General features: G+C 70.3%; 19 protein-coding genes and 1 riboswitch. Of the genes, 8 read left to right on the top strand and 11 right to left on the bottom strand.

Annotated features, from left to right (window positions below):
- The first annotated feature begins 1 nt into the window (after position 1).
- The gene (locus HF999_RS17515) at positions 2–1,498 is read left to right on the top strand and encodes an APC family permease (protein WP_168547129.1); all 1,497 of its coding nucleotides are present in this window, start codon (positions 2–4) and stop codon (positions 1,496–1,498) included.
- A 1-nt stretch (position 1,499) separates the two neighbouring features.
- On the opposite strand, the gene yhjD is transcribed toward HF999_RS17515, so the two are convergent.
- The 6 genes from yhjD to HF999_RS17485 all read right to left on the bottom strand — a co-directional run bounded on the left by yhjD (position 1,500) and on the right by HF999_RS17485 (position 6,528).
- Positions 1,500–2,498, bottom strand: a complete 999-nt coding sequence (gene yhjD / locus HF999_RS17510; RefSeq protein WP_168547128.1) for an inner membrane protein YhjD — start codon at positions 2,496–2,498, stop codon at positions 1,500–1,502.
- A gap of 39 nt (positions 2,499–2,537) precedes the next feature.
- Complete coding sequence (gene trpS / locus HF999_RS17505; RefSeq protein ID WP_168547127.1) at positions 2,538–3,566, bottom strand: tryptophan--tRNA ligase; 1,029 nt, start codon at positions 3,564–3,566, stop codon at positions 2,538–2,540.
- A 115-nt stretch (positions 3,567–3,681) separates the two neighbouring features.
- A complete protein-coding gene (locus HF999_RS17500; protein WP_168547126.1) occupies positions 3,682–4,488 on the bottom strand; it encodes an exodeoxyribonuclease III in 807 nt (268 codons plus the stop codon).
- Complete coding sequence (locus HF999_RS17495) at positions 4,485–4,916, bottom strand: barstar family protein (protein ID WP_168547125.1); 432 nt, start codon at positions 4,914–4,916, stop codon at positions 4,485–4,487. The genes HF999_RS17500 and HF999_RS17495 overlap by 4 nt, the downstream gene beginning before the upstream one ends.
- A complete protein-coding gene (locus tag HF999_RS17490) occupies positions 4,913–5,320 on the bottom strand; it encodes a guanyl-specific ribonuclease (protein WP_168547124.1) in 408 nt (135 codons plus the stop codon). The genes HF999_RS17495 and HF999_RS17490 overlap by 4 nt, the downstream gene beginning before the upstream one ends.
- A gap of 11 nt (positions 5,321–5,331) precedes the next feature.
- Positions 5,332–6,528 (bottom strand): MFS transporter, encoded by a 1,197-nt coding sequence (locus HF999_RS17485; RefSeq protein ID WP_246208013.1) that lies wholly within the window; start codon positions 6,526–6,528, stop codon positions 5,332–5,334.
- 78 nt (positions 6,529–6,606) lie between these two features.
- A riboswitch (SAM riboswitch) is annotated at positions 6,607–6,724 on the top strand.
- An 8-nt stretch (positions 6,725–6,732) separates the two neighbouring features.
- Here HF999_RS17485 and metX point away from each other — a divergent pair.
- The gene (gene metX, locus HF999_RS17480; RefSeq protein WP_376766500.1) at positions 6,733–7,881 is read left to right on the top strand and encodes a homoserine O-acetyltransferase MetX; all 1,149 of its coding nucleotides are present in this window, start codon (positions 6,733–6,735) and stop codon (positions 7,879–7,881) included.
- 14 nt (positions 7,882–7,895) lie between these two features.
- Here metX and HF999_RS17475 read toward each other — a convergent pair whose 3' ends face one another.
- The 3 genes from HF999_RS17475 to HF999_RS17465 all read right to left on the bottom strand — a co-directional run bounded on the left by HF999_RS17475 (position 7,896) and on the right by HF999_RS17465 (position 10,645).
- Positions 7,896–9,359 carry a hypothetical protein gene (locus HF999_RS17475; RefSeq protein ID WP_168547123.1) on the bottom strand — a complete coding sequence of 488 codons (1,464 nt, stop codon included), beginning with the start codon at positions 9,357–9,359 and terminating at the stop codon, positions 7,896–7,898.
- A 105-nt stretch (positions 9,360–9,464) separates the two neighbouring features.
- Positions 9,465–9,779 (bottom strand): DUF3017 domain-containing protein, encoded by a 315-nt coding sequence (locus HF999_RS17470; RefSeq protein ID WP_312854184.1) that lies wholly within the window; start codon positions 9,777–9,779, stop codon positions 9,465–9,467.
- A complete protein-coding gene (locus HF999_RS17465; RefSeq protein WP_312854183.1) occupies positions 9,779–10,645 on the bottom strand; it encodes a bifunctional methylenetetrahydrofolate dehydrogenase/methenyltetrahydrofolate cyclohydrolase in 867 nt (288 codons plus the stop codon). Before HF999_RS17465 ends, HF999_RS17470 begins: the two co-directional genes overlap by 1 nt.
- A gap of 86 nt (positions 10,646–10,731) precedes the next feature.
- On the opposite strand from HF999_RS17465, the gene HF999_RS17460 reads away from it, so the two are divergent.
- On the top strand, positions 10,732–11,337 hold the full coding sequence (locus HF999_RS17460; protein WP_168547122.1) for an HdeD family acid-resistance protein: 606 nt from the start codon (positions 10,732–10,734) through the stop codon (positions 11,335–11,337).
- Between the two features lie 49 nt (positions 11,338–11,386).
- Positions 11,387–11,851, top strand: coding sequence for a tRNA (cytidine(34)-2'-O)-methyltransferase (locus HF999_RS17455; RefSeq protein WP_168547121.1), 465 nt, complete (start codon positions 11,387–11,389; stop codon positions 11,849–11,851).
- Positions 11,852–11,860: 9 nt separating this feature from the next.
- Here the strand turns inward: HF999_RS17455 and HF999_RS17450 are convergent, their stop codons facing one another.
- Positions 11,861–13,609, bottom strand: a complete 1,749-nt coding sequence (locus HF999_RS17450) for an alpha/beta hydrolase (RefSeq protein ID WP_168547120.1) — start codon at positions 13,607–13,609, stop codon at positions 11,861–11,863.
- Positions 13,610–13,650: 41 nt separating this feature from the next.
- Entirely contained in the window at positions 13,651–15,090 is a 1,440-nt protein-coding gene (locus tag HF999_RS17445; protein WP_168547119.1) for a short-chain fatty acyl-CoA regulator family protein, read from the bottom strand.
- A 152-nt stretch (positions 15,091–15,242) separates the two neighbouring features.
- Between HF999_RS17445 and prpD the strand changes: the two genes are divergently transcribed.
- From prpD to HF999_RS17425, 4 genes are all read left to right on the top strand, one after another.
- Positions 15,243–16,745, top strand: coding sequence for a 2-methylcitrate dehydratase PrpD (prpD, locus tag HF999_RS17440; RefSeq protein WP_168547118.1), 1,503 nt, complete (start codon positions 15,243–15,245; stop codon positions 16,743–16,745).
- Entirely contained in the window at positions 16,745–17,689 is a 945-nt protein-coding gene (gene prpB / locus HF999_RS17435; RefSeq protein ID WP_168547117.1) for a methylisocitrate lyase, read from the top strand. Before prpD ends, prpB begins: the two co-directional genes overlap by 1 nt.
- On the top strand, positions 17,689–18,801 hold the full coding sequence (locus tag HF999_RS17430) for a bifunctional 2-methylcitrate synthase/citrate synthase (protein WP_168547116.1): 1,113 nt from the start codon (positions 17,689–17,691) through the stop codon (positions 18,799–18,801). The genes prpB and HF999_RS17430 overlap by 1 nt, the downstream gene beginning before the upstream one ends.
- A 94-nt stretch (positions 18,802–18,895) precedes the next feature.
- Entirely contained in the window at positions 18,896–22,282 is a 3,387-nt protein-coding gene (locus HF999_RS17425; protein WP_168547115.1) for a pyruvate carboxylase, read from the top strand.
- Positions 22,283–22,600 lie beyond the last annotated feature (318 nt).

The raw sequence follows: 22,600 nt of genomic DNA, 5'->3' as shown, positions 1-22,600 counted from the left end.
CATGGTCGCCGCGCCGGTCGGGGCGGTGACGGTGCCCGACAAGGGACTTCGCTCGAACTCCCTGGGGCTGCTCAGCAACATGGCGATCGGCCTGTCGTCGACGGCGCCCGCGTACAGCCTGGCCGCGACACTCGGCGGCGTCGTCGCGCACGTGCAGGGCAAGGCGCCGGCGATGTTCGTGGTGGCCTTCGTGCCGATGCTGCTGGTGGCCCTCGCCTACAAGGAGCTCGCCGCGGACACCCCGGACGCCGGGACCACCTTCACCTGGGGCAGTAGGGCTTTCGGCCCGTGGATCGGCTGGATGGGCGGCTGGGGCCTCGCGGTGTCGGCGATCATCTGCCTGGCGAACGTCGCGGAGATCTCCGCGACCTACCTCCTGCGCTTCGTCGGGCTGAGCGAACTCGCCGAGAACCGGCTCACCGTGGTCGGTTTCGGCTGCCTGCTGATCGTGGCGATGACATGGGTGTCCTACCGCGGGATCGTCGTGTCCGAGCGGATGCAGAACGTGCTGATGTCGATCCAGTTCGCCGTGCTCGCCGTCGCGGCCGGGGCGGCACTGTGGGCGGTGTACAGCGGACGAGCCGGAACCCAGGCGGTACGGCCGACCTGGGACTGGCTGGACCCGACGGGGCTGAGCGCCTCGCAGATCGCGGCCGCCGTGATCCTGTGCATCTTCCTCTACTGGGGCTGGGACGCGTGCCTGGCCGTCGGCGAGGAGACCAAGGACTCCTCCTCGACCCCGGGGCGGGCCGCGGTGCTCGCGACCGTGGTGCTGATGGGGACCTACGTGCTGGTGGCCATTGCCGTCCAGGCCTACTCGGGGTTCGGGGCGGCGGGCCTCGGGCTCGGCAACCCGGACAACCACGACGACGTCCTGACGGTGCTCGGCCGCCCCGTCGGCGGTGCGCTGCTGGCGGGCCTGCTCGTGCTCACGGTGGCGCTGTCGGCGCTGTCCTCCACCCAGTCGACGGTGCTTCCCACCGCCCGCGGAACCCTCGCGATGGCGGTGTACCGGGCGGTGCCCGAGCGCTTCGCCCGCGTGCACCCGAGGTACCTGACGCCGTCCTTCGGCACCGTCGTCATGGGCGTCTGCGCACTGGCCTTCTACCTGACCCTGGCGCTGCTCAGCAGGAACACGCTCGAGGACTCGATCAGCTCGCTCGGGCTGGCCGTCGCGTTCTACTACGCGATCACCGCCTTCGCGTGCGCGTGGTACTTCCGGCGGACCGTCCGGCGGTCGCTGCGCAACCTCCTGCTCCGACTGGTCTTCCCCGTGCTCGGCGGGGCGGCCATGATCTGGGCGTTCGCGCAGAGCGCGGTCGACATGATCGCCCCCGACTACGGGCGGACCGTGATCGGCGGTATCGGCGGGGTGTTCGTCATCGGCGTGGGCATGCTGGTGCTCGGAGTGCCGCTCATGATCGCCTGCGCCGTGACTCGGCCCGCGTTCTTCCGCGGCCGGACGCTCCCGCGCGCCACCGCGCCCGAGGACGCCTGATTCAGCGCCGGCGACGCAGCAGCGAGCCGAGACCGAGGCCCGCGACCAGCCCCGCGGCACCGGCGATCGCCGCGCGTCCCGGATCGGACTCCTGGCGGATGACCGGCGCGATCACCACGGGATCCGGTGCCGCCGGGATCACGTAGCGCTGGTTGCGCGGGTCGGTGGCGGCCCAGGCGGTCGCGAACAGCACGATCCGTGCGGTGAAGTAGATGAACAGCATGATGCCGAGGATCGGGCCGAAGGTCGCGCCGGCGGGCCCCCGCATCACGCCGCCGATGAGCAGCGTCGCGACCTGCGTAAGGATCATGAACGCGACCGCGGTGAGCAGGCCCGCGCGGGTCGCGTTGCGCCAGGGGAACTGCACGCGGGGCAGTCGGGCGATCACGAAGGTCCACAGCACCCACATGGCCAGGAGCGTGATGAGCAGGGTCGCTCCGGAGATCAGGTAGGGCAGGCCGGGCACGTCGCCCAGTCCCGCCGCGTCGAGGATACTGCTCGTGAGCGGGCTGCTCCCCGCCATCATCAGGGCGATGCACGCGACCAGCGCGACGAACAGGCCCGCCAGCGAGCCGAGGTCCGCGAGCTTGGTCTTGACGAAGTTCTGCTTCGGCACCTCGCTGTCCCACATCTCCGTGAGCCCGGCGCGGACGTTCGCCATCCATCCGAGGCCGGCCCAGAGCGCGCCCGCCAGGCCCACGACGCCGACGGTGCTGCGCGAGGCGATGGCCTGGTCGATCAGATCGCTGACCGACTTGCGCAGGCTCTCTTCGCTGATCGCCGAGTCGATCCGGCTCTTGATCTCCGCGAGGAGGTCGGCGTCGTTGATCAGGATGTACCCGCCGACCGCGAAGGCCACCATGATCAGCGGGAACAGCGCGAACACGCTGAAGTAGGTGATCCCGGCGCCGAAGTAATCGCCCTTCTTGTCCTGGTACCGCATGGCCGCGGCCATCACGTGATCGAACCAGGGCCACCTGTCGCGGTACTTCTGGAGCATTCGGGAATCCTCCTGCAGGTGTTCGCTACATCACATCGGCTACGGCGCCAGGAACCCTACCCTGTCGTAGACGTCCGCGAGGGTGCGGGCTGCGATCTCCTGCGCGCGCTCACGTCCCGATGCCAGCACCTTGTCCAGCTCCGCGCGATCGTCGAGGTACCCCTTGACCCGGCCGCGCAGCGGCGTGGCGAAGTCGACGAGGACATCCGCGACCCGGGTCTTCAGGTCGCCGTATCCCTTGCCCTCGTATGCCAGTTCGAGGTCGGGGATCGAGGTGCCGGTGAACGCCGACTCGATGGTCAGCAGGTTGGACACGCCCGGCTTGTTCTCCCGGTCGAAGCGGATCTCCCGCTCGGTGTCGGTGACGGCCGACTTCACGCGCTTGGCGATGATCTTCGGGTCGTCGAGGATGCTGATCAGCCCTGCGTCGGACTCCGCCGACTTGCTCATCTTGGCGGTCGGGTTCTGCAGGTCGTAGATCTTGGCGGTGTCGGAGACGATGTGCGCCTCGGGCACCACGAAGGTCTTCTTGAAGCGGGTGTTGAAGCGCTGCGCCAGGTTCCGGGTCAACTCGAGGTGCTGCCGCTGATCCTCGCCGACGGGCACCAGCTGCGGCCGGTAGAGCAGGATGTCCGCCGCCATGAGGATCGGGTAGGTGAACAGGCCCACCGACGAGCTGTCCGTGCCGTTCTTCGCCGACTTGTCCTTGAACTGCGTCATCCGGCTGGCCTCGCCGAATCCCGTGATGCAGGACAGGACCCAGGTCAGCTCGGCGTGCTCGTGGATCTGCGACTGCACGAACATCGTCGACCGGTCGGGGTCCACGCCGAGCGCCAGCAGCTGCGCCGCCGCGAAGGCGGTCCGCTCGCGCAGCGCCTTCGGGTCGTGCGGCGTGGTGATGCCGTGCATGTTCGGGATGAAGTAGAAGGTGTCGAACTCGTCCTGCAGGTGTACCCACTGCCGTACCGCGCCGAGGTAGTTGCCGAGATGGAACGAGTCCGAGGTCGGCTGGATGCCCGACAGCGCGCGCTGCCGCTTGGCGGGGGTGGTGGGTGCGGTTCCGGTCACGGGGATCGAGTCTATCGACCGCGTTCCGGCCCGTCCTCTCAGTATCGGGCCGACGCCGCCGGCCCGGCTCCCGCACCACGGTGGCTCCGACGGCCGCCGATCGGGCTACGCGCGCTCAGGAGTATTCGACGGTGACCGGCGCGTGGTCGGACCAGCGCAGGTGGTAGGCATCGGCCCGCTCGACCACGGCCGACGACGCCCGCTTCGCCAGCGCGTTGTTGGCGATCTGCAGATCGATGCGCCAGCCGGAGTCGTTGTCGAAGGCCTTGCCGCGCCACGACCACCAGGCGTACGGGCCGGGAACGCCGGGATGCAGGTCGCGCACGACGTCCTTGAACGCTCGTCCGTCACCGATGTGCTCGCTCATCCAGGCCCGCTCCTCGGGCAGGAAGCCCGAGTTCTTGACATTGCCCTTCCAGTTCTTGATGTCCAGCTCGGTGTGGCCGATGTTCCAGTCGCCGCACACGAGGACCTCGCGGCGCCGACGCCCGAGCGTGGCCAGGTACGCCCCGAACTCCGCCCGGAAGCGGTCCTTCTCGTCCTGCCGTTCCGTACCGACGTCACCGGACGGGAGGTAGAGCGAGGCCACGGTGAGGTTGCCGAAATCCGCCTCGATGTAGCGGCCCGCATCGTCGAACTCCGCACTGCCGAAGCCGATCCGCACGGCGTCGGGCTCGTCCCTCGACAGCACCGCCACGCCGTTGCGACCGGCCGTCGAGGACTCCGCGGCCGCCAGGTGCCAGCCCTCCTCCAGCGCCGGCGCGAGTGCCGCGAGCGTCTGCTTGTGCGTGGCACGCACCTCCTGCAGCAGCACCACGGCGGCCCTCGTCTCGCGCAGCCAGGGCAGCATGCCGAGGTTCTCCTCCGACCGCTGCTTCACCGCGGCTCGCACGCCGTTGACGTTGATCGAGGTGATGATCACGCGAGCGCCTCCACCGTGAGGCCGGCCGCGGCCCAGGCGGACCGCACGGCCGGACCGTCGGCATCGTCGGACACCGCGAGCAGTACCTGGACGCCCCGGTCCGCGAGGACGGCGACGAAGGTGCCGAAGGCACCGGCCTCATCGGCGAGGACCTGCTCGGCCTGCGCCACGCCGAGGACCACGAGCGCCTGCCCGCCGAGCTGATCGAGGTCACCGAGGCTGTCCGCGAGGGCGTCCCAGTTGTCGCCGAAGTCGAGCGGGAACTGCAGCACGGCCGAGACCTCGTTGAGCAGGGCGGCCTTGGTGCGCATCCGGCTGCCGCGGGCCACGAGCACCCGGGGCCGGTCACGACGCTTGAGGGAGTCCAGATCGGCGCTGGTCAGTGCGACGCCGGAGCCGGACTGGAGGAACTGCGGAAGGGTGCTCATCTGATCCTCGTGAAGGTCTTGTAGTGGTCCAGGGTGTACCAGGCGCCGCCGTCGGCACCCGTGATGATCCGCTCCGCATCGCGCCCACGGCCGGACCTCTTGATGTTGACGTCCCACTCGGTGTACTTGGCGGCCCTGCCCTTCGAATCGGTCTTGGGCAGCCGGTTCTCGAAGTTGCCGAAGTTGCGGCCTCCCTGCGTACCCGACCCGTCGTTCGGGGGCCACGTGCCCGCGTCGATCCGCGCGAGCGTCGCGAGCACCCGCTGCGGGACCGCGGAGTTCGACGGTGACGACGACGCGGCCGGCGCCGCGGTGGCACTGGGCTGTGCCGCCGACTTACCACAGGCGACGAGCCCGAAGACGGCGAGCACCACTATCGCGCAGAGGGCCAGGATCCTTCGCATGCCCCAAGACCCTACCGACGGGGACCGACAGTTTCCGCGCCCCGTCGCGCGGCCAGCACCCCGGCCCCGAACACCAGCAGACCCGCGACCGCGAGCCCACTGCCCACCAGGGCCGGCGCGGTGTAGCCGCCGCCCGCGGCGATGACCACGCCGCCGAGCAGCGCACCCAGCGCGTTCGCGATGTTCAGCGCGGAGTGGTTGAGCGTGGCGGCGAGCGTCTGCGCCTCGCCCGCGACGTCCATGAGCCGGGTCTGCAGCGCCGGCACGAGCGCCGAGGCGGTGAGCCCGATGAGGAAGAACAGGGTGACCGCCGCGAAGGGCTGCGGGGCGAACAGCGAGAACAGCGCCTGCAGCACCGCGAGCGCGCCGAGCGCGGCGGTGATCGACCGGATCACGGAACGGTCGGCGGCGCGGCCGCCCACGGCGTTGCCGATCACCATGCCCACGCCGTACACCGCGAGCACGACCGGCACGGCGCCCGCGCCCAGGCCGGACACCGAGGTGAGCGTCGTGGAGATGTACGTGTAGACCGCGAACATGCCCCCGAACCCGACGATGCCCGTGAGCAGCGCGTACCAGACCTGGGGCCGGGCGAGCGCCCCGAGCTCGGTGAGCGGGTTGGTCACCGGAATGCTGACCGCGGGCAGGAAGGCCACGAGGGCGGCCACGGTGACGGCGCCGATCACCACGACCACGCCCATCGCGTAGCGCCAGCTGAAGGCGCTGCCCAGCCAGGTCACCAGCGGCACCCCGATCACGTTGGCCACCGACAGCCCCATGAGCACCTGCCCGACCGCGCGCCCGCGCCCCGCAGGCCCGGCGAGGTGCGCGGCGACGAGCGCGGCCACCCCGAAGAAGGCGCCGTGCGGCAGGCCCGCGACGAACCGGGCCACCAGGAGGGTGCCGTAGCCGGGCGCGAAGACGGACAGGCCGTTGCCCACGGTGAACGCGACCATCAACCCGATCAGCAGCAGCCGGCGCGGCACCCGGGCGAACGCGGCCGCGATGAGCGGCGCCCCGACGACGACGCCCAGCGCGTAGGCGGAGATCACGTGCCCGGCGACCGGCTCGCTGACCTGCAGGTCCTTCGCGATGTCGGGGAGCAGCCCCATGGCCGCGAATTCGGTCGTGCCGATGCCGAATCCGCCGAGCGCCATGGCGCCGACCGCGAGCGCGGTGCGGGTAGAGGAGTCCACGAGTTCGTCCAACGCTCCGGTGTCTTCCCTCCTTCCCGGCTCGACCTGTGACCTCGTTCACGGGAAATCCGTCGGTTATGATGCAGATGAGGTCATGAGTGTCAGCGCGCAGCCCCGGCTTGCTGACCGGCAACCCTCCGCCGCGGTGGGGTGCCCCGGGTGATGACCTGGTTTCCCGGTGGTCCCTGCCGGGTGGCAAGCGCGAGGAGAGGTTCGGTGACCATCAGCATCCGCACAGGCCGATTCATCGACAGCCCGCCGGGCGATTGGGCCCGCGTGCCCGACGGTGCGATGCAGGCCCTGTCACTCGGCCCCCTGGTGCTCGAATCCGGTGTCGTCCTCGAGGACGTGACGATGGCCTTCCAGCGCTGGGGCCGTCCGAATGCCGATCGCAGCAATGTCCTGCTCACGCTGCACGCCCTCACGGGGGACTCGCACGTCACCGGCCCGCCCGACGCCGACCACCGCTCAGCGGGCTGGTGGGACGGCCTGATCGGCCCCGGCGCGGCGGTGGACACGGACGAGTGGTGCGTGGTCTCCGCCAACGTCCTGGGCGGATGCTCGGGTTCGACGGGGCCGGCGTCGCTCGCTCCCGACGGGCGGCCCTACGGCTCCCGGTTCCCGGTCATCACGGTGCGCGACCAGGTGGAGGCCGAGGCTGCGCTGCTGCGCGCGCTCGACGTGCACGACATCGCGTCGGTGGTCGGCGGCTCCATGGGCGGCGCACGGGCGCTCGAATGGGCCCTCATGTACGGCGACTTCCTGCGCTCGGCCCTGATCCTGGCCGTGGGCGCCCGCGCGACGGCCGACCAGATCGGCACCCAGACCACGCAGATCGCGGCGATCACGGCGGATCCGCACTGGCACGGCGGCGATTACCACGGCACCGACGCTGCACCGACGGCCGGCCTGGGCGTCGCCCGCCGCATCGCGCACCTGACCTACCGCACCGAGATCGAGCTGGACAGCCGGTTCCGCAACGATGCGCAGGGCCACGAGGACCCGCTCACGGGTGGCCGCTACGCCGTCACCTCCTACCTCGAGCACCAGGCCGAGAAGCTGGTCAACCGGTTCGACGCCGGCAGCTACGTGACGCTCACCGAGGTGCTCAACCACCACGACGTGGGTCGCGGTCGCGGCGGCGTCGAGGCCGCGCTGCGTGGTTGCCCGGTCCCCGTGGTGGTCGGCGGGATCGATTCCGATCGCCTCTACCCGCTGCGCCTGCAGCAGGAGATCGCCGACCTGCTCCCGGGCTGCGAGGGCCTCGTCGTCGTGCACTCGCGCGACGGCCACGACGGCTTCCTCACCGAGATGGACGCCGTGTCGGAGCTGCTCTCGCGCACCATGGAGATCGCGCGCCGCTGACGGCGCGCCGGGCCCTACAGGGCCGGGGTGGTCACCGTCGGCGAATCCGAGGAGGACGACGGTGCCTCCGGGGCCGTCCGCGGCTCGGTCGCCCCGGGGACCTGCCCGGCTGCACCGGGCGACGCGGCCGGGGCCGCGGCACCGTCGGGATGCGCGGCGCCTCCACCGGCGCCCGTGCCGGGTCCGACCAGCCCGGTGCCCGGGGCGATCTCGGGGGACTGCGGCTGCGCCGATCCGGGTGGCGGATTCTGACCGGAGCCCTCGGCGGGCGGTGTGATCGTCGGCTCCGTCGGCGACGCGGTTCCGGACGGCGTTCCCGACGGCGTGCCCGTCGGATTGGACGGCGGGATCGTCGTCGGGACCGCGCGGGTCGGCGTGATCGGCCCGGTCGGCGTCGGCCACGGGGCCCGGGTCGTGGGCGGATGGACGGGCGGCGGCGCGAAGGTCGTCATGGTCGGCGTCACCCCGTCGCCGCCGCTGTCCCGCGGAACCGAGGTGGGAACGAGCGTGTCCACGGGGGGCAGGGTCGAGGCGGCGGCGGACGTCGGCAGCGGACCCACCTCCGAGGTGGTCGCGTTCTCGCCGGACGAGGGCGCGATCGTCGAGGTCGGCACGACCTGGTCGGTGGTCTGGCCGGCCGGCCCGATGACGCCGGTCGCGTAGCCGGTGGCGAGGACCGCGCCGGTCAGGGCGGCGAGGACCAGCAGGGGCAGCACCGCGGCGGTCAGCCGCACGCTGTGGCCGCCGAGGGCACCGAGGCCGCTGCTCACCAGGGACGACGGTGCCGTTCCCGCGGCGCAGCGGTCCGCCGCGAGGAGCGCTGCGCCGGTGGCGGCGATCGCCTCGGGCTCCTCGACGGACAGGGGCTCCGCGCCCGCGGCCCGCGCGATGTCGGCCACGGCCTCGCGGACGCCGGTGTTCTGCGCGCCGCTCCCCACCAGGACCACCGCCTCCGGGGCCGGGGCGGAGCGAAAGATCGTCGCGTGCAGGAAATCGGCGACCCCGTGCACCGTGCCGACTCCCGCGTCCGGGCCGTCGACGACGACGCCGCGCGCCCGGTGCTCAGCGGTGACGGTTCCATCGGTCACGGTGTAGACCCGCAGGCCGCCCGCTCCGAGGTTCGCGATCATCACGTTCGGATACCGGGCGATCAGGCCGCGTTCGTCGAGCGCGCGGAGGACCGCGTCGGATTCCCGGACGATCCCCGCGGACCGGACGCCGCCGCGCGCGCCGCAACGGACGGACACCAGGTCGCGGCGCGACTCGACGGACACGGCCGACGCGTCGACGGTGCGCTCGGAGTGGCTGGCGAGCAGGTCGAAGCCCGAGGAGAGCAGGTTGCCCCGCCGGCCGAGGCGGTACGGCCCGGGATCGATCGTGCGGGCCTGCCGGTCCACGATCCGCCCGTCCTCGAGATCGAGGAGGACGCAGTGCACCGGCCCGGGGCCCACGGACGCGCCGAAGGACGAGATCCCCATGGCACCTCCGTTCGAGTCGCTGACCGAGTCGTTACCTCAGCACATCGTACCCGATGCCGAAATGTTACATACAGGAATCTACATTCGGAGTTTGTCTTACTGGGGTTACTTGGTGCCCAGCGGGCTGATCCCCCATGCCACGACGAGGATCGCCACCGCCGCCACCGCCAGTGCCGAGACATCGAACCAGCGGCTGCGGACGCGGAGCAGTCCCTGACGCCGCTCGGGGAGCGTGGCGCGCAGGACGGCGGCGAACCCCGTCCCCAGCCCGAAGACGACGAGACCACGGCGCCAGTACTCGAGCCCGATGAGCACCATCCCCGCCGCGAGGATCGCCACCACCGCGACGTACCCCGCGTTCGCGATCACCGTGCGCACCGTCCGGGCACGGCGGAACTGCTGAACCGCGGTCTCCGCCACTACGCCCCGTCCGCGCGGGCGAGGTCGCGCTCGGCCGCCTCGATCACGTTGCCCAGCAGGAAGGCCCGCGTCAGCGGGCCGACGCCGCCGGGGTTGGGCGAGAGATGACCGGCGACCTCGGCGACGCCCTCGGCGACATCGCCGCGCAGGCCCTCGTCGGTCCGACTGACGCCCACGTCGAGCACGGCGGCGCCGGGCTTGACCATGTCCGCGGTGATCAGACCGGGAACGCCGGCGGCGGCGATCACGATGTCGGCGCGGCGGACCTCGGCCGCGAGATCACGGGTTCCGGTATGGCACAGCGTGACCGTGGCGTTCTCGGACCGCCTGGTCAGCAGCAGACCGATCGGGCGGCCGACGGTGACCCCGCGACCGACGACCACGACGTGCGCCCCGGCGATCGGAACGTCGTAGCGCCGCAACAGGTGCAGGATGCCGTGCGGGGTGCACGGCAGCGGGCCCGGCGCGCCCAGCACCAGCCGGCCCAGGTTGGTCGGGTGCAGGCCGTCCGCGTCCTTGGCCGGGTCGATCCGCTCGAGGATCGCGTTCTCGTCCAGGTGTTTCGGCAGCGGCAGCTGCACGATGTACCCGGTGCATGCCGGGTCGGCGTTGAGCTCGTCGATCACGGCCTCGAGCTCGGCCTGCGAGATGTCGGCGGGCAGATCACGGCGGATCGACTCGATGCCGACCTTGGCGCAGTCGGCGTGCTTCCCCTTGACATAGGACCGCGAGCCCGGGTCGTCACCGACGAGAACCGTACCGAGCCCCGGGGCGATGCCGCGCGCACGCAGCGCGCTCACCCGCTCCCGGAACACCTCGAAGAGCTCGTCGCGGGTCGCCTTGCCGTCCAACACCTCAGCCGTCACAGCCGATATCCTATCCCCCTGATTCAGCGTGACGATTTATCCCGGTTCGGGTCGCAGTGGTTCGAGTTTCATCCGATAATGAACCCATGACTGATCAGAACCCCCTCCAAACGGGACTCCAGCAAGGGATCCAGCAGGGCATCAAGGCCACCTGGCAGACCGTCCTCGCGCTCGGCGTCCTCTCCGTCCTGATGGGCATCGTCATCGCGGTGTGGCCGGGTCCGACGACCCTCGCCATCGCGATCCTGTTCGGCATCTACCTGCTCATCAGCGGCGCCTTCCAGGTGATCGCCGGACTGATCGGTGAGTCGCAGCACCGCGTGCTCTCGGTGATCAGCGGCGCACTCTCGATCGTCATCGGCGTGGCCTGCTTCCGCGACGACTTCATCACCTCGGTCGCGATCCTCGGCATCTGGATCGGCGTCGCGTGGATCTTCGCCGGCATCACCCAGATCGTCACCGCCGCGAGCGACCGGCTGCTGCCCGGCCGCGCCTGGGTCGTGATCCTCGGCCTGATCACCCTGATCGGCGGCGTGGTCCTCGTTTCCAGTCCGTTCTCGGTGGGTGTCCTGGTGTGGGTCGGCGGCATCTGGGCCGTCGCCATCGGCATCACGCAGATCATCACCGCCCTGCAGCTGCGCAGCGCCACGAAGCGACTCGGCGCCCAGCAGCCCGCGCAGTACGCCGGCTGATCGGACCTCCCCTCGCGCATGCGGGACACGGGTGACAGGATCGTCACCCGTGTTCCGCATTCTGTTCTTCGAGCCCCGGATCGCCCCCAACACGGGCAACGCGATCCGCATCGCCGCCGTCACCGGATGCGAGCTGCACCTGGTCGAACCGCTGGGTTTCGACCTCTCCGAGCCGAAACTCCGCCGCGCCGGCCTGGACTACCACGACCTCGCGCACGTGAGCGTGCACGCCGACCTCGACGCCGCCTGGCGGGCCCTGGCGCCGCAGCGCGTCTACGCCTTCACGGCGCACGCGACGCGCCACCACCACGAGGTGGACTACCAGCCGGGCGATGTCCTGCTCTTCGGCCCCGAGCCCACCGGGCTCCCGCCCGAGGTGCTCGCCGACCCCCACATCACCGAGGCTCTGCGCATCCCCATGCTCGCGGGCCGACGCTCACTCAACCTCGCCAATTCCGCCGCCATCGTCGCGTACGAGGCGTGGCGGCAGAACGGGTTCGACGGTGCGCTCTGACGCCCGGCGCTAACCCGCCGGCTGCGCATCGGGCTCGTTGAACCCCGTCTGGCTGTTGAGCATCGGACGCAGGCGCGCGGTCTTCTCGGCCGTCCAGCCCGGTGGCTCCAGGATGGCCGCCCACGCGTCGACGACGGCCTTGACGTACGTGTGTCCGTGCCCGTCGGGCACACTCCCCGCGACCGCGAGGTCGGCGGAGACCTGCAGGAAGGTCACGATCGGGGCCCACGACACCGAGGGCAGGACGTCGGGGCCGCGCTTCTCCTTGAGCCAGTCCGGCTCACTGAACAGCAGGTCCGGGCTCCACCGGCCGATGGGGTCGGAGGCGTGCTGCAGGTACACCGCGCGCGGATGGGACCACGGCTTCGCCGGGTTCGCGAGGTCCTCCGCCCGCGCTGCGAACCGCACATTGGCGCCCTGCTGGTACACCGGCAGCCACTCGGGCGAGCCCGCGTCCCGCTGCTGGGTCAATCGCACCCACATCTCGTTGTTGAAGGTCGGCCCGGAGAAGAGCGCACCGTCGGTCCTGGCGACGAGGTTGTTGAGGGACAGGAAGGGGGCCTCGCCCCCGAACGACCCGAGGCTCTCGCCGAACACGACGAGCTTGGGCCGCTGCCCCTCCGGCAGCGCCTTGACCCGCTTGTCGACGGCCTCGAACAGGGCCTGGCCGGCATCGAGCGCGTTCTGCTTGTCGACGAGGAAGGACAGCCAGCTCGGCAGGAACGAGTACTGCATGCTGACGATGGCCGTGTCGCCGTTGTACATGTACTCGAGCGCGCCGGCCTCGGCCTCGTTGATCCACCCCGTACCGGTGGTCGCCGCGACCGCGACCACCTTGCGGTGCAGGCCGCCGGTGCGCTCGAGCTCCGCCGCCGCCTTCTCCGCGATGTCCTTGTACCTGTTCGGGTTCCCCGAGTCGGAGGACTCCAGGCCGGCGTAGGCGCGGATCGGCTCCATCGCCGGTGCGCCGTTGAACGCGGTGAGGTGCGCGACGGTCTGCGCGTTGGACACGAACACCCGGCCCTGCTTGCCGAGCGAGGACCAGTCGACCAGCGACTGCGGGCCGCCGGAGCGGAACGGACTGGTGGGCACCGGGCGATCGGCCGCGCCCTCCCGGCTGGCTTTCGAGAACGCCGTGTTCATCGCGTCCATCGTGTTGCGCACCACGACCCCGTTGACGATCTCGATGCTCAGGAAGAGCACCAGTGCCACGGCGATCACCGCGGACACGCGGGGCGGGCACACGCGGTCGAGACGCGCGATGAGCCACCGCACGATCCACCGAACGGCCTTCCCGAGCTCGATGAAGGCGTAGAGGAAGACGATCGACAGCAGACCGATCTGCAGGTAGTCGACGAAGGTCAGGTACTCCACGCCCATGAGGTCGCGCAGGTCGGTCTGCCAGGCGTCGAAGAAGACGACCATCCCGATGGTGCCGATCACGCCGACCCCCAGCAGAATCCACCAGCCCTGCTTCGGCACCGGCGGGCTGCTCTCCTTCGATCGCATGAAGCGCACCAGCCACACGGCGAAGACACCGATGAGGTAGCCGATGGCACCCGAGCCACCGCTCACCAGGCTCTGGAACAGCGGGCCACGCGGCAGCAGCGACGGGGTCAGTGAGAGCCACAGGAAGACCAGGCCCACCGAGGTCCCGGTGAACGTGTAGCGGTGCGACCACCAGTCCCGCACCCGATCCAGCACCCGCACCGATTGCTCGGCGGTCTCCTCCGCCACCTTCTCGACCGTCCCGCTCATCCGAACGCTCCCCCTCCACACGACTCCGCTGCGAACTCTGATCATGCCCCGTCGGGATCGGCGGCGCCCGCGAACGTGTACGGGATGAGCTCCGCCCGGTTCGTATCGACGGCGATCGGCCGGCCCATCTGCGGGAAGGCGCGCTGCGCGCAGCGCGGCCGATCGCACACCTTGCATCCGGCGCCGATGGGGACGAAGGAATCGGGATCGTCGAGTGCCAGGCCCCGCGAGTAGACCAGGCGGTGCGCGTGCGCGAGATCGCAGCCGAGTCCGATCGCGAAGTCCCGGCCCTGACCGAGGTAGCCGCCGGTCGTGACCTCCGATGTGGTCCGCGCGATCCACAGGTAGCTGCGACCGTCGGGCATCTGGGCCACCTGCCGGCGGATCCGGCCGGGCATCGCGAAGGCATCGTGCACCACCCACAGCGGGCAGCCGCCACCGGCCCGCGAGAAGTGGAAGGCGGTGGCGGACTGGCGCTTCGAGATGTTCCCGGCGCGATCCGTGCGCACGAAGAAGAAGGGCACGCCGCGGCGCCCCGCTCGTTGCAGCGTCGAGAGGCGGTGGCACACCGTCTCGAAGCCGACCTCGAACCGCGCGCACAGCAGGTCGATGTCGTACCGGAGCTCCTCCGCGGCCCGCAGGAACCGCTCGTACGGCAGGACGAGTGCCCCCGCGAAGTAGTTCGCCAGGCCCACGCGTGCGAGGTCCCGCGACCCCGTGGGCAGCGAGGTCTCCCCCGCGACGATCCGGTCGATCTCCGCCGCCTGCGTGAGGAAGCCGAGTTGCGTGGCGATCTGGAACGCCCGCTGGCCGTGATCGAGGCGCCGTGCCAGCGTGAGCACGCGCGCGTCCGGATCGTAGGACCGACGGGGCCCGGGCCGATCCGGCTCGCCGCCCGAGATCCGGACGGTGACGCCGTGCTCGTCGCGCAGCAGCCGGGCCAGCTGCAGATCCAACCCACCGACGGTGAGCCCCGCACCGTCGAACAGTTCCTCGGCGGCGCGGTCGAGCGAGTCCACGTGATTGCGGCGGTCGTAGAAGAAGTCGCGGACGTCCTCGTAGGGGGTGGAGACCGCCCCGCCGGCGCCCCCGGCGATGCCGCTGGAGAGCCGGTCGACCTGCTCGGTGGCGCCCTGCAGCTGGCGGTGCATGGCCACGACGGCCCGCGCGACCGAGGGCGACCGCGCGACGATGTCGTCGAGCTCGGCGGCGCTCACCTCGCCCGCCTCGCCGTTCTCGACGAGCGCGTTCTGCAGGTCGGCGACGAGCCGGGCGTCGGACTCCGGCGCGAAGAAGGACATGTCGAGATCGAAGGTCGCGTTCAGCCGCATCAGTACCGGCACGGACAGCGGTCGCTGGTCGTTCTCCAGCTGGTTGACGTAGCTGACCGACAGGTCCAAGGTCTTCGCGAGCGCCGTCTGGGTGAGGCCGCGCTCCTCCCGGAGCCGCTTGATGCGCCCGCCCGCGTACAGCCTCTGCATGAGGGGAATCTAGCACCGACGATTTCCACAAACTTCGCAAAGTCCCCGATCCGGCTTCACAAAGATCCACATTTGCAAGCGGTTTCGCGCCGCGGGGCCGCTGCATAGCGTGTGAAGCGATTCCCCGTCCCCTTCCCCCTCAGGAGCCCATCGTGCAGACGCACACCGTGCGCACCCGTCGCTCAGCCGAGTCCTTCCCCCGGGAGGAGCACCTCGCCTGGAAGATCGCGGAGGTCGCCGCCGACCCCGTCGCGGTACCGGACGACACCGCCGAGATGGTGGTCAACCGGATCATCGACAACGCCGCGGTCGCCGCCGCATCCGTCACGCGCCGCCCCGTCGCCAATGCGCGGGCGCAGGCGCTCGCCCACCCGTACCAGCCCGGTGCCACCGTCTTCGGCGTTCCCGGCCGGTTCTCCCCCGAGTGGGCGGCGTGGGCCAACGGCACCGCCGTCCGCGAGCTCGACTTCCACGACACCTTCCTCGCGGCCGAGTACAGCCATCCCGGCGACAACATCCCGCCGATCCTCGCGGCTGCGCAGCACCAGGGCTCGACTGGCTCCGACCTGATCCGCGGCCTGGCCACCGGCTACGAGATCCAGATCGACCTGGTGCGGGCGATCTGCCTGCACGAGCACAAGATCGACCACGTCGCCCACCTCGGCCCCTCGGCCGCCGCCGGCATCGGTACGCTGCTGGGCCTGCCGACCGCGACGATCTATCAGGCCATCGGTCAGGCGCTGCACACGACCACCGCCACTCGGCAGTCGCGCAAGGGTGAGATCTCGAGCTGGAAGGCCTACGCCCCGTCGTTCGCGGGCAAGATGGCCGTCGAGTCCGTCGACCGCGCGATGCGCGGCGAGGGCGCACCGTCACCGATCTGGGAGGGCGAGGACGGCGTGATCGCGTGGCTGCTCGGCGGCCCCGAGGCCGTCTACGAGGTGCCGCTGCCCGGCGCCGGCGAGGCCAAGCGCGCCATCCTGGACTCGTACACCAAGGAGCACTCCGCCGAGTACCAGAGCCAGGCGCCGATCGACCTCGCGCGCCGGATGCGCGAGCGCGTGGGCGATCTCGAGCAGATCGAGAAGATCGTGCTGCACACCAGCCACCACACCCACTACGTGATCGGCACCGGCTCGAACGACCCGCAGAAGTTCGATCCGCACGCCTCGCGCGAGACGCTCGACCACTCGGTGATGTACATCTTCGCCGTCGCGCTGCAGGACGGCGGCTGGCACCACGAGCGCTCCTACGCCCCCGAGCGCGCGCAGCGGCCCGACACCGTCTCGCTGTGGAACAAGATCTCCACCGCCGAGGATCCCGAGTGGACCCGCCGTTACCATTCGACCGACCCCGCCGAGAAGGCCTTCGGCGCCCGCGCCGAGATCACCTTGAAGAGCGGCGAGGTGATCGTCGACGAGCTCGCGGTGGCCGATGCGCACCCGCTGGGCGCTCGTCCCTTCGCCCGCGAGCAGTACATCGAGAAGTTCCGCATCCTCGCCGACGGCGTCATCGACGAGGACGAGCAGGAGCGCTTCCTCGACGTCGCGCAGCGCACTCCGTCCCTCGGGGCCGGCGAGCTCGACCAGCTCACCTTCACCGTCTCCGACGAGGTGCTCGCCCGCGCCCCGAAGCTGAACCCGGGGCTGTTCTGATGAGCGGCGGCGATACCGGCGTCAACCCGACCGGCGGCCTGCTGGCAGCCCGTGCGTCGGCGAACGACAAGCGCAAGGCCTTGCGGGCCGCGCTCGCCTCGGATCGGATCGCGCGGCTGCCCGGCGCGTTCAATCCGTTGACGGCGAAGCTGATCCAGGAGATCGGCTTCGAGGGCGTGTACGTCTCCGGCGCCGTGGTCGCCGCCGACCTCGCCCTGCCCGACATCGGCCTCACCACGCTCACCGAGGTCGCGACGCGGGCGCAGCAGATCGCCCGCGTGACCGAGCTGCCCACGCTCGTCGACGCCGACACCGGCTTCGGCGAACCGATGAGCGCGGCCCGCACGGTCACCGTCCTCGAGGACGCGGGCCTGTCCGGCTTGCACCTGGAGGACCAGGTGAATCCGAAGCGATGCGGGCACCTCGACGGCAAGGCCGTCGTGCCGACCGACGAGGCCGCCCGGCGCATCCGTGCGGCGGTCGCGGCCCGACGGGACGCCGACTTCGTCATCTGCGCCCGCACCGACGCCGCGGGCATCGAGGGCATCGACGCGGCCGTCGAGCGGGCGAAGGCCTACGCCGACGCCGGCGCCGACCTGATCTTCACTGAGGCCCTGTACACCACAGCGGATTTCGAACGTTTCCGCGCCGCTGTGGACATCCCGTTGCTGGCCAACATGACCGAGTTCGGCAAGTCCGATCTCCTGGACGCCGGCACCCTCGAGTCGATCGGCTACGACGCGGTGATCTACCCGGTCACGACGCTGCGCCTGGCGATGTTCGCGGCCGAGGAGGGCCTGCGCGAGATCGCGGCTCGGGGCACGCAGAAGGAGCTGCTGCAGCGGATGCAGCACCGCAGCCGGCTCTACGAGCTCCTGCAGTACGAGCGCTACAACGACTTCGACTCCGGCATCTTCAACTTCGACCTGAACGGGAACCAGTGATGAGTACGGACATTCGCAAGGGCCTCGCGGGCGTCGTCGTCGATACGACGGCCGTCTCGAAGGTCGTGCCGGAGACCAACTCCCTGACCTATCGCGGCTACGCCGTGCAGGACCTCGCCGAACACTGCACGTTCGAGCAGGTGGCCTACCTGCTGTGGAACGGCGAGCTCCCGACCGACGCGCAGCTCTCGCTCTTCACGCAGCGAGAGCGTGCGGCACGGCGGGCCGATCGGTCGCTGCTGAGCCTGGTCGCGCGGCTGCCCGAGACCTGCCACCCGATGGACGTCGTCCGCACCGCGGTGAGCTATCTCGGCGCGGAGGACACCGACGAGTGGAACCGCGATCCCGTCGCGCTGCAGGCGAAGGGGCTGCGTCTGCTCGCCGTCCTCCCGACCGTCGTCGCGGCGGATCAGCGGCGCCGACACGGCAAGGAGCCGATCGCGCCGGACCACACGCTCGGCTTCGCGGCGAACTTCTTGAACATGTGCTTCGGCGAGGTCCCGGAGCCCGTGCTGGTGAGGGCCTTCGAGGTCTCGCTGATCCTCTACGCCGAGCACAGCTTCAACGCCTCGACCTTCGCTGCCCGCGTCGTCACGTCCACCATGTCGGACATCTACAGCGCGGTCACCGCCGCCATCGGTGCTCTCAAGGGCCCGCTGCACGGCGGCGCGAACGAGGCCGTGATGCACGACATGGAGGAGATCGGCGATCCCGCCGCCGCCGAGGCGTGGATGCGCGGCAAGCTCGAACGCAAGGAGAAGGTGATGGGCTTCGGGCACCGCGTGTACAAGAACGGCGATTCGCGCGTCCCCACGATGAAGCAGGCATTCGTCGAGATCGCGAACCGGACGGACGGCGCGCGCTTCGTCGAGATGTACGGCATCCTTGAGCGGACTATGGTCGATGCAACAGGAATCAAGCCCAACCTCGACTTCCCAACGGGACCCGCGTACCACCTGCTGGGATTCGATACCGAGGTGTTCACGCCGATCTTCGTGATGGCGCGGATCACCGGGTGGACCGCCCACATCATCGAGCAGACCGAGGCCAATGCCCTTATCAGACCGCTCAGCGAGTACGTGGGGGTGGAACAGCGCCCGGTCGTGGCGTAGGCCCCATATCATTGAGTACGACAGCGCCCGGGGCCATCGCCCCGGGCGTTGAGGTAAGACGTCGATGTCCCACGAAGACCGGTGGAGCGTGAACATGTTCAAGAAAGTCCTGGTAGCGAATCGAGGCGAGATCGCGATCCGCGGATTCCGCGCAGCGGTGGAGAGCGGGGCGCGAACCGTCGCCGTCTACCCGTACGAGGACCGCAACTCCCCGCACCGGCAGAAGGCGGACGAGGCGTATCAGATCGGTTCGGAGGGGCATCCGGTCCGGGCGTACCTGAGTGTCGACGAGATCATCCGGATCGCGAAGCAGGCTGGTGCCGACGCGGTCTACCCGGGATACGGATTCCTGTCGGAGAACCCGGACTTGGCGTCGGCGTGTGCGGAGAACGGCATTACGTTCGTGGGTCCGCCGACCGAGGTGTTGGAGCTGACGGGCAACAAGGCCCGGGCGATCGCCGCGGCTCGTGAGGCGGGCCTGCCGGTCCTGACCTCGACGGCGCCGTCCTCGGACGTCGACGAGCTGCTCGTCGCGGCGCGGGAGATGCACTTCCCCGTCTTCGTCAAGGCGGTCGCGGGCGGCGGCGGCCGCGGCATGCGCCGGGTCGCGGACATCGCCGACCTTCGGGATGCGATCGAGATCGCCTCTCGGGAGGCGGAATCGGCGTTCGGTGATCCGACGGTGTTCCTCGAGGAGGCGGTGATCGACCCTCGGCACATCGAGGTGCAGATCCTCGCCGATACGGCGGGTAACGTGATCCATCTGTTCGAGCGGGACTGCTCGTTGCAGCGGCGGCACCAGAAGGTCATCGAGATGGCGCCGGCGCCGAACATCTCGGAGGAGCTGCGCACTCGCCTGTGCACCGATGCGGTGAACTTCGCCAAGCAGATCGGCTACAGCTGTGCCGGCACCGTGGAGTTCCTCGTCGATCCGCAGGGCCGGCACGTGTTCATCGAGATGAACCCGCGGATCCAGGTGGAGCACACCGTGACCGAGGAGGTCACCGACGTCGATCTGGTGGCCGCGCAGCTCAAGGTGGCCTCGGGTTCCACGCTGCCCGAGCTGGGTTTGACGCAGGACGCGATCCACCTCAACGGGGCCGCGCTGCAGTGCCGCATCACCACGGAGGACCCGACGGACGGATTCCGCCCGGACACCGGCCGGGTGTCGGCGTACCGGACGCCGGGCGGTGCGGGCATCCGCCTCGACGGTGGCACGTCCGTCGGCGCGGAGATCAGCCCGCACTTCGATTCGATGCTGGTCAAGCTCACCACCCGCGGCCGCGACCGGGCCACGGCCATCGTCCGCGCCCGACGGGCGTTGGCGGAGTTCCGCATCCGCGGCGTGGCGACGAACATCCCGTACCTGCAGGCGGTCCTGGCCGATCCCGCGTTCGTGGCGGGTGAGGTCACCACCTCCTTCATCGAGCAGCGTCCGGAGCTGCTCACCGCGCGGGGCTCCTCGGACACGGCGAGCAAGATCCTGCGCTACCTGGCGGATGTCACCGTCAACAAGCCGCACGGCACCCGCCCGACCAAGGTGTACGCCTCCGACAAAGTCCCCACCGCCGACCTGACCGTCCCGGCACCGGACGGCTCCAAGCAGCGCCTGACCAAGCTCGGCCCCGCCGGGTTCGCCGCGGACCTGCGGGCGCAGACCGCGCTCGCCGTCACCGACACCACCTTCCGCGATGCGCACCAGTCGCTGCTGGCGACGCGGGTGCGGACCTCGGCGCTGGCGACGATCGCCCCGTACGAGGCACGGATGATGCCGCAGCTGCTCTCCGTCGAGGCGTGGGGCGGCGCCACCTACGATGTGGCGCTGCGGTTCCTGCACGAGGACCCGTGGGAGCGACTGGCGACGCTGCGGGAGGCGATGCCCAACATCTGCCTGCAGATGCTGCTGCGCGGCCGCAACACCGTCGGCTACACCCCGTACCCGCAGCAGGTGACCGACTCGTTCGTCGCCGAGGCCGCCGCCACGGGCGTGGACATCTTCCGGATCTTCGACGCACTCAACGACGTCGAACAGATGCGGCCCGCGATCGAGGCCGTCCTCGCCACGAACACCGCGATCGCCGAAGGCGCCCTGTCCTACACCGGCGACCTCGCCGACCCGGGCGAGAACCTCTACACCCTCGACTACTACCTCGGCGTGGCGGAACAGATCGTCAAGGCCGGCGCACACATCCTGGCGGTCAAGGACATGGCCGGACTGCTGCGGCCCGCGGCCGCCACGAAGCTGGTCACCGCGCTGCGCAAGGAGTTCGACCTCCCGGTGCACGTGCACACCCACGACACCCCCGGCGGGCAGCTGGCCACCTACCTCGCCGCATGGACCGCGGGCGCGGACGCCGTCGACGGTGCCGCCGCCCCGCTATCGGGAACGACGAGCCAACCATCGCTGTCCTCGATCGTGGCCGCCACCGCGCACACCGAGCGGGACACCGGGATCGATCTCGACGCGGTCTGCGCGCTCGAGCCCTACTGGGAAGCGGTGCGCGGCGCCTACGCCCCGTTCGAATCCGGCCTCAAAGCCCCCACCGGACGGGTCTACCACCACGAGATCCCCGGCGGACAACTGTCGAACCTGCGGCAGCAGGCCGGAGCACTCGGCCTGGCCGAGCGGTTCGAGGACATCGAGAACGCCTACGCCTCCGCCGACCGGATGCTCGGCCGACTGGTCAAGGTCACACCCTCGTCCAAGGTCGTCGGCGACCTCGCCCTCGCCCTCGTCGGCACCGGCGTCTCCGCCGACGAGTTCGCCGCAGACCCCGGCAAATACGACATCCCCGACTCGGTCATCGGCTTCCTCCGCGGCGAGCTCGGCACCCCACCCGGAGGCTGGCCCGAACCCCTGCGCAGCCGCGCCCTCGAGGGCCGCGCCGAAGCCGCACCCGTCAGCGACGTCCCCGCCGACGAGGCCACCGAACTCGAGGGCACCTCGGAACAGCGCCGCGCATCCCTGAGCCGGCTCCTATTCCCCGGGCCGATGCGCGAATTCACCGAACACCTCGCCGAATTCGGCGACGTGTCCAAACTCTCGACCAACCAGTTCCTCTACGGACTGCGGCAAGGTGAGGAACACCGCGTCCAACTCGCGACCGGCGTCGAGCTGCTCATCAAACTCGAAGGAGTCGGCGAACCGGACGAACACGGCAACCGCACCCTGGTCTGCACCCTCAACGGGCAACTGCGCACCGTCTCCGTGCGGGACCGCGCCGTCCAAGCAGACATCCCCGCCGCGGAACGCGCCGACAAGAACAACCCCGGACACGTCGCCGCACCCTTCGCAGGCGTCGTCACCCCGACCGTGCACGCAGGCTCCACAGTCGCCGTGGGTGATCAGATCGCCACCATCGAAGCCATGAAGATGGAGGCCGCCATCACCGCCCCCGTCGCCGGCACCGTCAGCCGCGTCGCCCTCGCCGGGCCCACCCAGGTCGACGGTGGCGACTTGGTCGCGGTGATCGACGCATAGGACGGCGATGCGCGAGGCCTCGGCCTCGGCCTCGCGCATCGGAACCCGGACGCGATCCGTGCAGCGCTGTCGCTGAAGCGTGCACGGATCGTCCGGGAAACCGGGTCAAGCTCCGATCTCCTCCGACTCCACCGAGGTGACCCCTTCACGCTGGCCGGCGTCGACCTGCGCGGTTCGCACCCACTTACGGATGGAGCTTGACCCGGTTCTCCGGACACCTGATCTGTAGCGTTCTTGCTGCAGGAGAGGAGTTCGTGTCATGCCGAAAGCTAAGCCTGAGGAGTTCCGTCGCCGGGCGGTGAAATTGGCCCGGGAGGA

The organism is Tsukamurella spumae (genome assembly GCF_012396015.1).
Classification (GTDB): Bacteria; Actinomycetota; Actinomycetes; order Mycobacteriales; family Mycobacteriaceae; genus Tsukamurella; species Tsukamurella spumae.
The sequence above is the reverse complement of the archived record's forward strand: the minus strand, read 5'-3'. Positions and strand labels throughout refer to the sequence as shown.